General features: G+C 67.7%; 20 protein-coding genes. All 20 read left to right on the top strand.

The genetic code is table 11. From position 1 onward, the window contains the following. Positions 1 to 114: 114 nt before the first annotated feature. The 20 genes from ACIRON_RS02860 to ACIRON_RS02765 all read left to right on the top strand — a co-directional run bounded on the left by ACIRON_RS02860 (position 115) and on the right by ACIRON_RS02765 (position 9,901). Positions 115 to 384, top strand: a complete 270-nt coding sequence (locus ACIRON_RS02860; RefSeq protein WP_402988687.1) for a hypothetical protein — start codon at positions 115 to 117, stop codon at positions 382 to 384. Beyond that, a complete protein-coding gene (locus tag ACIRON_RS02855; protein ID WP_402988684.1) occupies positions 381 to 662 on the top strand; it encodes a hypothetical protein in 282 nt (93 codons plus the stop codon). The genes ACIRON_RS02860 and ACIRON_RS02855 overlap by 4 nt, the downstream gene beginning before the upstream one ends. Continuing rightward, complete coding sequence (locus ACIRON_RS02850) at positions 662 to 922, top strand: hypothetical protein (protein WP_402988681.1); 261 nt, start codon at positions 662 to 664, stop codon at positions 920 to 922. The genes ACIRON_RS02855 and ACIRON_RS02850 overlap by 1 nt, the downstream gene beginning before the upstream one ends. Continuing rightward, positions 919 to 1,335 carry a helix-turn-helix transcriptional regulator gene (locus ACIRON_RS02845; RefSeq protein ID WP_402988678.1) on the top strand — a complete coding sequence of 139 codons (417 nt, stop codon included), beginning with the start codon at positions 919 to 921 and terminating at the stop codon, positions 1,333 to 1,335. The genes ACIRON_RS02850 and ACIRON_RS02845 overlap by 4 nt, the downstream gene beginning before the upstream one ends. Continuing rightward, complete coding sequence (locus ACIRON_RS02840) at positions 1,332 to 1,556, top strand: hypothetical protein (protein WP_402988675.1); 225 nt, start codon at positions 1,332 to 1,334, stop codon at positions 1,554 to 1,556. Before ACIRON_RS02845 ends, ACIRON_RS02840 begins: the two co-directional genes overlap by 4 nt. Then, positions 1,553 to 1,873, top strand: coding sequence for a hypothetical protein (locus tag ACIRON_RS02835; protein WP_402988673.1), 321 nt, complete (start codon positions 1,553 to 1,555; stop codon positions 1,871 to 1,873). Before ACIRON_RS02840 ends, ACIRON_RS02835 begins: the two co-directional genes overlap by 4 nt. Continuing rightward, on the top strand, positions 1,870 to 2,121 hold the full coding sequence (locus tag ACIRON_RS02830; RefSeq protein WP_402988670.1) for a hypothetical protein: 252 nt from the start codon (positions 1,870 to 1,872) through the stop codon (positions 2,119 to 2,121). Before ACIRON_RS02835 ends, ACIRON_RS02830 begins: the two co-directional genes overlap by 4 nt. Beyond that, the gene (locus ACIRON_RS02825; RefSeq protein WP_402988667.1) at positions 2,118 to 2,393 is read left to right on the top strand and encodes a hypothetical protein; all 276 of its coding nucleotides are present in this window, start codon (positions 2,118 to 2,120) and stop codon (positions 2,391 to 2,393) included. The genes ACIRON_RS02830 and ACIRON_RS02825 overlap by 4 nt, the downstream gene beginning before the upstream one ends. A gap of 91 nt (positions 2,394 to 2,484) precedes the next feature. Next, the gene (locus tag ACIRON_RS02820; protein ID WP_402988664.1) at positions 2,485 to 2,691 is read left to right on the top strand and encodes a hypothetical protein; all 207 of its coding nucleotides are present in this window, start codon (positions 2,485 to 2,487) and stop codon (positions 2,689 to 2,691) included. Further along, positions 2,688 to 3,383, top strand: coding sequence for a hypothetical protein (locus ACIRON_RS02815; RefSeq protein WP_402988661.1), 696 nt, complete (start codon positions 2,688 to 2,690; stop codon positions 3,381 to 3,383). The genes ACIRON_RS02820 and ACIRON_RS02815 overlap by 4 nt, the downstream gene beginning before the upstream one ends. Then, entirely contained in the window at positions 3,380 to 3,838 is a 459-nt protein-coding gene (locus ACIRON_RS02810) for a DUF6221 family protein (RefSeq protein ID WP_402988658.1), read from the top strand. The genes ACIRON_RS02815 and ACIRON_RS02810 overlap by 4 nt, the downstream gene beginning before the upstream one ends. Before the next feature lie 213 nt (positions 3,839 to 4,051). Next, positions 4,052 to 4,267, top strand: a complete 216-nt coding sequence (locus ACIRON_RS02805; protein ID WP_402988655.1) for a hypothetical protein — start codon at positions 4,052 to 4,054, stop codon at positions 4,265 to 4,267. Further along, a complete protein-coding gene (locus tag ACIRON_RS02800) occupies positions 4,264 to 4,635 on the top strand; it encodes a hypothetical protein (RefSeq protein WP_402988652.1) in 372 nt (123 codons plus the stop codon). The genes ACIRON_RS02805 and ACIRON_RS02800 overlap by 4 nt, the downstream gene beginning before the upstream one ends. 35 nt (positions 4,636 to 4,670) lie before the next feature. Continuing rightward, positions 4,671 to 4,886: a helix-turn-helix domain-containing protein gene (locus ACIRON_RS02795; RefSeq protein ID WP_402988649.1), complete on the top strand. Its 216-nt coding sequence runs from the start codon at positions 4,671 to 4,673 to the stop codon at positions 4,884 to 4,886. Positions 4,887 to 5,510: 624 nt separating this feature from the next. Continuing rightward, on the top strand, positions 5,511 to 5,819 hold the full coding sequence (locus ACIRON_RS02790) for a hypothetical protein (protein WP_402988646.1): 309 nt from the start codon (positions 5,511 to 5,513) through the stop codon (positions 5,817 to 5,819). Then, a complete protein-coding gene (locus ACIRON_RS02785; RefSeq protein ID WP_402988643.1) occupies positions 5,773 to 6,249 on the top strand; it encodes a hypothetical protein in 477 nt (158 codons plus the stop codon). Before ACIRON_RS02790 ends, ACIRON_RS02785 begins: the two co-directional genes overlap by 47 nt. Beyond that, positions 6,243 to 7,793, top strand: a complete 1,551-nt coding sequence (locus tag ACIRON_RS02780) for a terminase large subunit domain-containing protein (protein WP_402988640.1) — start codon at positions 6,243 to 6,245, stop codon at positions 7,791 to 7,793. Before ACIRON_RS02785 ends, ACIRON_RS02780 begins: the two co-directional genes overlap by 7 nt. Positions 7,794 to 7,795: 2 nt before the next feature. Further along, complete coding sequence (locus ACIRON_RS02775) at positions 7,796 to 7,996, top strand: hypothetical protein (RefSeq protein ID WP_402988638.1); 201 nt, start codon at positions 7,796 to 7,798, stop codon at positions 7,994 to 7,996. Positions 7,997 to 7,998: 2 nt separating this feature from the next. Next, positions 7,999 to 9,207, top strand: coding sequence for a phage portal protein (locus ACIRON_RS02770; protein WP_402988816.1), 1,209 nt, complete (start codon positions 7,999 to 8,001; stop codon positions 9,205 to 9,207). Continuing rightward, on the top strand, positions 9,179 to 9,901 hold the full coding sequence (locus ACIRON_RS02765; protein ID WP_402988635.1) for an HK97 family phage prohead protease: 723 nt from the start codon (positions 9,179 to 9,181) through the stop codon (positions 9,899 to 9,901). The genes ACIRON_RS02770 and ACIRON_RS02765 overlap by 29 nt, the downstream gene beginning before the upstream one ends. Positions 9,902 to 9,954 lie beyond the last annotated feature (53 nt).

The raw sequence follows: 9,954 nt of genomic DNA, 5'->3' as shown, positions 1-9,954 counted from the left end.
GTGTTCTACGTCTCCTGGTTCCGGACCGAGTCCCGCGCAGCCAGTTACCGAGTGGCGCTGCGCATGCGGGCTCGGGCCGCGAGCAGGGCGGGCCGAGCTGAAGGGAACGAGCGAATGAGCATCAACCAGGACGACCACGACATCATCCTCGACGACATCCGCCACCTTCTGGAGTGGCTCGGCCTTGCCCTGTTCATGGTGGGCGTAGTCGCGACTATCCGCGCGGTCATCGCAGTAACCGATGACCGCTGGGTGGCGGGGTGCCTGAACGCCGGCGCCGCAGTCGTGTTCTACGTCTCCTGGTTCCGGACCGAGTCCCGCGCAGCCAGTTACCGAGTGGCGCTGCGCATGCGGGCTCGGGCCGCGAGCAGGGCGGGCCGATGAGCACGAGCACCTGCCGCTGTGGCGCCGAGTGGGGAGGCTTCCGAACGAGCCACTGCACCGCCTGCCACCAGACGTTCAACTCCGACGCAGCGGGCGACAAGCACCGCGTGGGTGAGCACCACCTAAGCGCCGGACCCAACCGCCGCCGATGCCGCACTGAGGCCGAGATGCTCGACCTCGGCATGAGTCGCAATGACCGCGGCCACTGGATCACCAAGGCGCGCATCGACAGCGTGGTCGAGGGTCTGGCCGAGCTGCTCGACGAGGACGGCTTCTGATGACCATCGCCCGCATCCCGAGCGCCGGCACCCCGTCGGCGCAACTGCCACCCCGTCCGACCACCGCCGAGCCCAGCGCCGAGGACTACGTCGACACCACGCCCTGGACGCCGCGCTACTGCGAGGCACAGCTCGACGACGACCCGGTGTTCCCCACGCGCTGTGCTGAGCGGCCCGGACATCTGGGGGCGCATCGGTCGTCCAGCATGCTCGGGATGCTGCGGGTGTCGTGGGAGACGCCTGAGGGGGGTGCGGCATGAGCATCTGCCCGCCGTGTGGGAAGTACGTCTACAACAAAGTCGGCGTGCATGTGGCCTGCCGGGACACGCTGCCGGCCGGGAGGTGGGCGCCTGGCGTCGTCCAGCGATTCCGGGAAACGCATCCGGGTGTCGCAAGGCAGCCGGTCGCGCCACCGGTCGGACTCGATGTGTGGAACCGGCTGGCCATGCTCACAACCGCCGAGGCTGAGGTGCTGCGACTGCTCTCGTGCGGGCACGACCTGGGCGACATCTGCGACATCCGGACGGTCACCATCACGACGGTCCGGACGCAGGTCAAGCAGATCCGAACGAAGCTCGGCATCAACGGAGGCTCATACGCGCTCGCCGTGGCCCTCGCGTGGCGCTCGGGCTGGATCACGATCGCCGAGCAGGCCGAGGAGGGTGCAGCATGACCTGCCCGCACGAGACCACCGAGCCCGTGGAGATCGGCGGCCACTGGGGTGCTCCCACCGAGGTCGTCGCGCGGCTGTGCGTGGACTGCTTCGAGCGGCTGCCTGCGTCGTGGGGGTGCGAGGACTGCGAGTGGTACGAGACGCAGCGCCTGTGTGACGCGGTGCCCCAGAAGCGGCTCGGGAGACCCTGCATGAAGCACTGGAAGGACGTATCGGCATGAGCTACGACATCTACCTGCACATCGACACCGGGGCCGAGGAACCGATGCAGATCTGGGACTCGAACTACACCTCGAATGTCGCCCGGATGTGGCGTCATGCTGGAGTCGACCTCCGGGACCTGAACGGCAAGCCTGCTACCGAGTGCGTCGAGCCCATCGCGAGCGCCGCCGCAGTCATGGCTGCCAATCCGGCCACCTACATCGCGATGAACCCCGAGAACCGGTGGGGTGACTACTGGGGTGCCTTGCGGTTCCTCGAGGAGGCCGCCGCTGCATGCCGCGAGCATTCGAAGGCGACGTTCGGGGTGTGGGCATGAGCACGCTGCGCGGGAATGTCTGGCGCGACTGGCCGCCCTACATGGACATCTGCGAGGACCACCGACCATGGCGCGCCGAGGTGGGCGTGCTCGCGGAGGGGGAAGCCTGGCCAGCGAACTGGGTCTCGGTCGTCGGCCGCTACGAGTCCCAGCCCGAGGCCCTCGCTGCTGTCTGCCAGCGACTGAAGGACGAGGCGCTGGTCGGGGACATCGTGCGTCAGGCTGAGGGCAAGGAGGCGGGGGCATGAGCGAGTTGACCGACCTGCGCGACCACGCACGCGAGCGCCTCGAATGGCAGCCAGGAGAGGCGCGGCTCGCCTGCAAGAACAAGACGCCATTCGGTGCGCCGAAGCCGCGCGACCATGCCAACTGCGGCGGGCATCGGTGCGGGTGCGAGTGTCACCGACCGACCGCCAAGGAGTTGCGGCTGTGGGCGCAGATCGCCGCTGAGATCGACGCCTGCCTTGCACCGGACGACGAGGCCGATCAGGACAACGACGGACAAGGGGTGCTCCTGTGAGCAAGCGCCCGCCGAAGAGGCCACGAACTGTGCCGCGACCGGGGACACGGCCTAGACCACGACCGCAAGATTCGCCACCTCAGGGGGACAGATGAGCATGAGCAACATCCCGAACCGCTTCAGCCTGCTGGGCATCATCGGAGGGCTGATGGTGGCCGACAACATGGGCGACGTCCATGACGAGATCAACCACCTCTGCGACCTCGCTGGCGTCCCGCGACCCGAGGGGAACTTCCTCGATGGCTGGACTGAGCAGGACTGGCGCAACGTTGGCCGAGACGCCGAGGAGGGCGAATGACGATCGAGACGACCAAGGAATGCGTGCGCGGGTGCTCGATGTACCGCCGCCACCTCGACGAGTGCGAGGGCGGCAACTGCCGCGGGTGTCTGCCGCGACGTGCTGAGCATGGCCACCTCTGCTGGCCATGCCATCGCCGCTTCGAGCTGATGCTCACTGACGCCCCGACTGTCTCTCGCTGGCTCACTGGCAACATGCGAGTCGGCGAGGGTGCCGCTCGAGCCAAGGAGGACCACGAGCAGCGCCGTGGCACTGGTGAGCCGCCGGCGCCGCTCAAGCTCGAGGTGACCGACCTGCGCGACCTGCTCGGCGACCAGTTGGCCGCGTGGGTGGATGACCTGTGCGAGCACGTGCGTCTCTCGGGTCCTGGTCGGCACAGCGTGGAGACGGACTCGCGCTACCTGCTGACTTGGCTGTCGACGGTCGAGCGCCTGGACTGGGTGGGCGACTGGTGGACCGAGCTCGCCGAGACGATGAGCCAGGCGCATGCACTGGCACCGTGGCGGCCCGAGATGAAGCGCTGCAAGGGGATCCCGTGCCCGCAGTGCGAGGAGACCAACCTGGTGATCTTCGGCGGCGAGGAGGACGTGACGTGCCTGTCGTGCCGGATGATCATCCCGCCGGGTCGATACGGGATCTGGGTGCTCGCGCTGGGCCAGGAGAACGCCGAGGCGAGAGAGGAGACGGCATGACCATCACGGAGTTCCTGCTGGCGAGGATCGCCGAGGATGAGGCGGCGGCGCGGGCGGCGGCCCACGACGGCGAGCGGTGGCGAACCCTAAAGGAGGATTACAGGCTCGCGGTCGCGATCGACAACGGCATGAAGTGGGGCGGCGAGACCGTGGCCTACGACGAGGGTCGCCCGAGCGAGGAGCAGTCGGCCCACATTGCCCGCCATGACCCTGCCCGCGTGCTGGCCGAGTGCGAGGCCAAGCGGCGCATCGTGGAGCGCTGTCGCCCGATGTACGCCGTGGCCTTCCGCGAGTCGGAGCGTCTGTTGGCCGAGGCATTCGACCAGGAGAGGTTCCAGATCACTGCCTCGTCGAGTAGTCCCATCTGGCCATTCGCAGCCGCTGAACGAATCTTGCTCGACCTCGCACAGTCGTTCGCCGACCATCCCGACTTCGACCCTGCGTGGCGGCTGTGAGCACCGCGAGGACGCGACGGCATGAGCACGCCCAGGTGCCCGAGAGCCCCGAAGATGAAGATGAGTTCCGGTGTCCGTGCGGCTATGTCGCGGTGTTCGTGGTGCTCGATGACGGCATGCCGGGTGAGTGGGTGCAGACAGAGGGAGGATGAACTCAACTAGGTGTCTAGTGTGGGGTTGACTTGAACGTCTACCCCACACTAGACTAGAGTCATGACAAAGCAGCGGGACATCATCAAGCGCATCGGCCGAGAGGCTGCACGCCAGGGCCTCACGTGGGAGTTCGACCGACAGGGCGGAAACCACGAGGTATGGAAACTCGACGGCCTGATGATCCCGATTGCTCGGCACCGAGAGATCCCAGAGTTGACCACCCGCGACATCTACCGCGAGTGCGAGCCCAAGTTCGGAAAGGACTGGTGGAAGTGAAGACCTACGAGGTACTCGCCGACCGTGACGAGCAGTACTGGCGGGTGCGTGTCCCCGCCGTCGACCGCGTGACGTCCGCCCGCCACGTCCGCGAGATCGAGACCATGGCCCGCGACCTCATCGCCATCATGGAGGACGTCGAGCCCGACTCCTTCGAGATCGACATGCGCATCGAACTACCCGCCGACGTACGGGCACACCTCGACGCAGCGGCCCGCCTCCGCGAGGAAGCGACACGCGCCAACGCTGAGGCGGCACAGGAGGCAAGAGCCGCCGCGCGCGGACTGGTCGATGCGGGCATGCCACTTCGCGACGCTGGTGCTGTGCTCGGGGTGTCGCACCAGCGGGTGGCGCAACTCGTGGGCTGAGCCGGATACGGCGATGAGTCCCGTATTCTGGGTACGTGATCGTGACCACCGAGGAAGCCGCCGAGATCGCCGGCGTGACTGCTGCGACCATCCGTCAGTGGGTCGTGCGTGGCGACCTCGAGCCCGTGCGACGTGGGGCCAAGCCGCTGCGATTCCAGTACGACGACGTGGCCAGAGTGCAGGCGGACAAGCGCCCGAAGGCCTGGCGTCAACGCCTTGCACTGGCGCGTCTGGCGATGGGTGCTTGGTAAAGCGCACATCATCTGTCACGATAGGCGCTAGGAGCACTGCGCCCTCAGGCCTGTTCCGACCTTCGACCAAAGACCCCGACTCGTTTCGCGCCGAGCCGGGGTCTTGGTCATTTCAAACGCCGCGTGCTGGGCACGGGCTGGATTCCAACCCCGGCCTCGCGAGGTTCGATCCCTTGGCGGTGTGCTGGGCTGCACGGCAGGGAGGTCAGGCATGGGTGACCCTCGCCGTACCTACCGCTACAAGCAGCTGTGCAAGGCACTGCGTGGCCGACGCCTACCGTGCTGGCTGTGTGGTCTGCCCATCGACTACCTCGCAGGCAAGGGCGAGCCTCTGTCGTTCACTGCTGATCACGTTGAGCCCGTCGCATCACGACCTGATCTCGCACTCGTTGCCTCGAACCTCAAGCCCGCCCATCTCAGGTGCAACACCCGTCGCCAGGATGGCGCTCCGAAGCCAGAGATCGGCACAGGGTCACGCTCATGGTGACCCGGACGGGTCAGGGTAGGGGTGGGTCGAAAGTCCCGGAAGGCCAGCAGGACGACTGCAGGCAGGTCACCGACATCCCTCCCCAGGGGTCGAGGGGGGTCGCGCACGAGCGCCGGGCCGTCCGCGATGCCACCGAGGTGTCCATCAAAGCCGCCAAGGAAGCCGGGCGCCTGACCGACGAGGACTCCGCGGCCATCGCCGCCATTCGCGCGCTGGCCGACAAGATCGACGCCTGGGACGACATCGTCCAGTGGGCGATCGAGGACGCCGGCGCCGAGGGTCGCCCGAAGGTCCCGGCCAACGACAACGTCACCCTGCCGACGTTCCTCAAGTTCTGCGAGTCCCTCGGGCTGACTCCAGCTGGTCGGCAGCGCCTTGCCGACAAGAAGGAGACGCCTGGTGGCAAACTCGCCAAGCTCCGCTCCGTCCACAACCCCGCCGGCTGAGCGCCTCGTCGTAGTCCTCTGCGGCCCTCCGGGTGCGGGCAAGACCACCGTCGCCCGAACCTCGGGCCTTGAGGTCTTTGACCGCGACGACCCGCAGTGGAGTGGCGAGGCGGAGTTCCGCCGCGCGCTGCGTCGCCTCGCGGAAGACCCGCATGCCCGCGCCGTGGTCATCCGCTCGGGCGCCACGTCGTCAGCCCGTTCCGCCGCACGCCGCCTCGTGGGCGCGACTCACTGCTACCTGCTCCGCGTCGATGAGCGCACCGCCCGCGAACGAGTCCAGGCACGCGAACGTGGCGACAAGGTCCACGTGCTGGCCGGCCTGCCGAAGTGGTACGCCGACTTCGACCATGCGGACAGAGTCGAGGGTTTCCCTGGCTGGCGGACGGTGCTCGCCGGGCCGCAGGTCGGGCCGAGGTCCCGCTCGTGGTAGCGACGCTCTACGGCTCCGAGGTCCCTCGGATCTTCACGCCGCCGCTGCGCGAGCTCACTGAAGAGACCTCGCTCGGGTATGCGGTCATCGAGTTCGCCACCGAAGTCCTCGAGGTCGACCTCTTCCCCTGGCAACGCTGGCTCCTGATCCACGCTCTCGAGCTGCGCGAGAACGGCCGGTTCCGGTTCCGCAAGGTCGTCATCCTCGTCGCTCGCCAGAACGGAAAGAGCACGCTCTCGCAGGTGCTGAGCCTGTTCTTCCTCTACGTGCTCGGCACGGCCCTGGTCATCGGCACCGCCCAGGACGTCGACCTTGCAAAGGAGATCTGGCAAGGCGCCGTCGAGATGGCGCAGGACATCCCGGATCTCGCCGAGCAGATCCAAGGAGTGCCGCGCACCACGAACGGCCAGATCGAGCTCAAGCTCGTGACGGGCGAGCGCTACAAGGTCAAGGCCTCCAACCGCCGCGCCGGCCGCGGTCTCTCTGGCGACCTGATCCTCCTCGACGAGCTGCGCGAGCATCAGACCTGGGAAGCCTGGGGCGCCATCACCAAGACCACGATGGCGCGCCCCAATGCGCAGATCTGGGCACTCTCCAACGCCGGTGATGCCACCTCCATCGTCCTGCGGCATCTGCGTGAGCAGGCGCACGTCGCTCTCGGTGACCCAGACGGCATCATCGCGGCCAAGAACATCGGCAAGCAGGCCGCCGAGGATGGCGAGGACGTCGACGAGGTCCACGAGGACCCGACCCTCGGCATCTTCGAGTGGTCGGCTCCGCCCGGATGCGACGTGCGCGACCCGCAAGGGCTCGCACACGCGAACCCCTCGTTGGGGCACAGCATCCAGATGGAGACGCTGATCTCCGACTCGCACTCGGATCCCGAATGGGTTTTCCGCACCGAGTGCCTATGCCAATGGACGGACGGGACGCTCGAAGGCCCGTTCCCGCCGGGGGTCTGGGAGAAGTCGTCCGATTCAGCGTCTTCTCTGCCCAATTCGGCCAAGATCGCGGCCTGTGTCGAGGTCTCCGCGGACCGATCGCACGCCTACGTCGCAGTCGCCGGCGAGCGCAACGACTCCCGGGTGCACGTCGAGGTCATCGAGGCCCGACGCGGCACCGAGTGGGTCATCCCCTACCTGACCGAGGTCGCCCCCAACGGCAAGCCCCGTCACCAGCAGTTCGACCTCGGCGTCGTCTTGCAGGCCAATGGCGCTCCGGTGTCCTCGCTGCTCGACGAGCTCAACGCCGCCGGCATCAAGGTCGTGGAGTGGAAGGGCGCCGACCTCGGCCGTGGCACTGGCCTGTTCTACGACGTCGTCTGCCAGGACCGCCTGCGCCACCTCGGTCAGTCCGCCCTGGACATTGCCGCGGCCACTGCGGTCACCAAGCCGCTGGCCGACTCATGGGTCTGGGACCGCCGCAAGTCGCCCACGGACATCGCTCCCCTGGTCGCCGTGACCGGCGCCGTGTGGTTGGTCGGCCCGAAGCCCAAGACAACCAAGACCCCGCGCGTACACGCCTGGCCCGATGAGGAGGACTGAGCATGTCTGACCTCCCCGTGAAGCCCGACGAGTCCGCCCGCGCCGCTGGGTGCGAAGAAGCGCTGACGACCGTCCTGGAGTTCATGACGGTCGGCCTGCTGAGCATCGTCCTGTTCGCGGTGTGGCCGGCCGCGGCGCTTCTGCCGTGGGCTGGCCTGGCTGGGTTCCTCGCATGGAACCGCGGCGGGTGGGGTCGCTCGTGAGCATGTTCCGCCGCGACGGCGGCGCGGCCCCCGAGCAGCGTGTGGTCACCGACTCGGCCGCCATCCCGAAGAACTCCGAGCAGTACGGCGTCTTCTCGGGCGTGCACGTCAACGACCACTCCGCGATGACTCAGGTTGCCGTGCAGGCCTCGATTCGGGTCATCGCCGACTCGATCTCGATCCTCCCGCTCGACGCCTACCGCAAGCAGGGCGGCCAGCGCCTCATGCTGGACCCGCAGCCGTCCCTCGTCCGCGAGCCGTTCGGCGTCGACATGATCACCTTCGAGGGGTTCGACCAGGTCGGCCGATGCCTGGCCGCTCGTGGCGAGTCTGTGTGCTGGAACGCCGAGTTCGACGGCATGGAGCGCGTCACTCGCCTCGAGCCCGTCCACCCCGACGACTGGTCAGTACGCCGCGACAAGCATGACGGCGAGATCCAGTACAGCCTCTACGGCGAGGCCGTCCCGCGGTGGATGGTCACGCACATGAAGCGGTTCTCGATGCCGAACCAGCTCCACGCCATCAGCCCGGTCGCCAAGGCTGCCAACGCCATCGGCGTCGCCATCGCGGCCGAGCGCTACGGCGCCACGTGGTTCCGCGACTCCGCGAACCCTTCGGCAGTGCTGGAGTCCGCCGAGGACATGACCGACGACCAGGTCGCGCTCTCCCAGCAGTCCTGGATCGAGTCGCACGGCGGGAAGCGGCGGCCCGCGGTGCTCTCCGGCGGCCTGCGCTACCGCAACATCTCGATCACGCCGAACGAGTCGCAGTTCCTCGAGACCCGGAAATACTCCCGCTCCGAGATCGCCTCCCTGTTCGGCGTCCCACCGCACATGATCGGCGACACCGAGCGCTCCACCTCCTGGGGCTCCGGCATCGAGCAGCAGTCCATCGGCTACGTCCGCTACACGCTCATGCCGTACCTGCAGGTCATCGAGCAACACCTCTCGCGCCTCCTGCCCCGCGGCCAGTTCGTGAAGTTCAACGTCGACGCGCTGCTCCGCGCCGAGACCCTGACCCGCTTCATGGCCTACGTCCACGCCCGCAACGCCGGCTGGATGAACGTCAACGAGATCCGCTCGCTCGAGGACCTCCCGCCCGTCGATGGCGGCGACACCTACATCCAGCCGCTCAACATGGGGCCCTTGGGCTCTGACCCGCTCGCGGCGAAGGAGGACAACAATGACAACGGCCAAGATCAGCCGAAGTGACCTGCTCGGCACCCGCGAGTGCCGCAGTCTCACGACCAAGCTCGAGGTCCGCTCGGCGACGACCGACGACGAGCTGGTCGTCGAGGGCTATGCCTCGACCTTCAGCGAGCCCTACGAGCTCTACGGCGGCCCGCCCTGGGGCTGGACCGAAGAGGTCGACCCGGGCGCCTTCGACAAGACCCTCGCGAGCAACCCCGACGTGCCGCTCCTCCTCAACCACGAGGGCATGCCGCTGGCCCGGACCAAGTCCGGCACCCTGCAGCTCTCGACCGACAAGGTCGGCCTGAAGATGCGCGCCAGCCTGGACAAGCGCGACCCGCAGGTCCAGTCGGTCGCGATCAAGCTCGAGCGCGGCGACATGGACGAGATGTCCTTCGCCTTCTGGGTCGTCCGTGACGAGTGGACCTACGACGACGACAGCGAGCACCGGCTCCTGAAGGAAGTCAACATCCACAAGGGAGACGTCGCGATCGTGAACTACGGCGCGAACCCCAACACCAGTGTCGGCATCGCCGATGCCGTCCGCGCCCTCGCGGACGCGAAAGACGACGAGCTTCTCGCCCTCCGCTCCGGAGACCTGCGGGTCGAGGACGCTCAGCGCAACCTCTCCGCACTGCTGCGCTCTGCGCGCGGCACTCAGACGACCTCGCTGGCCGCCGCTAAGGCGGTCATCGAGGGCATCGCCGACCTCTGAGTCATCTCGAGGCCAGGCCGCAACACCTGCTTGCGCCGGTACACCCGGCGTCG

Origin of the sequence: Nocardioides sp. NPDC101246 (assembly GCF_044767415.1) — a bacterium.
GTDB lineage: Bacteria > Actinomycetota > Actinomycetes > Propionibacteriales > Nocardioidaceae > Nocardioides.
This window is presented reverse-complemented; position numbering and strand designations above follow the sequence as displayed.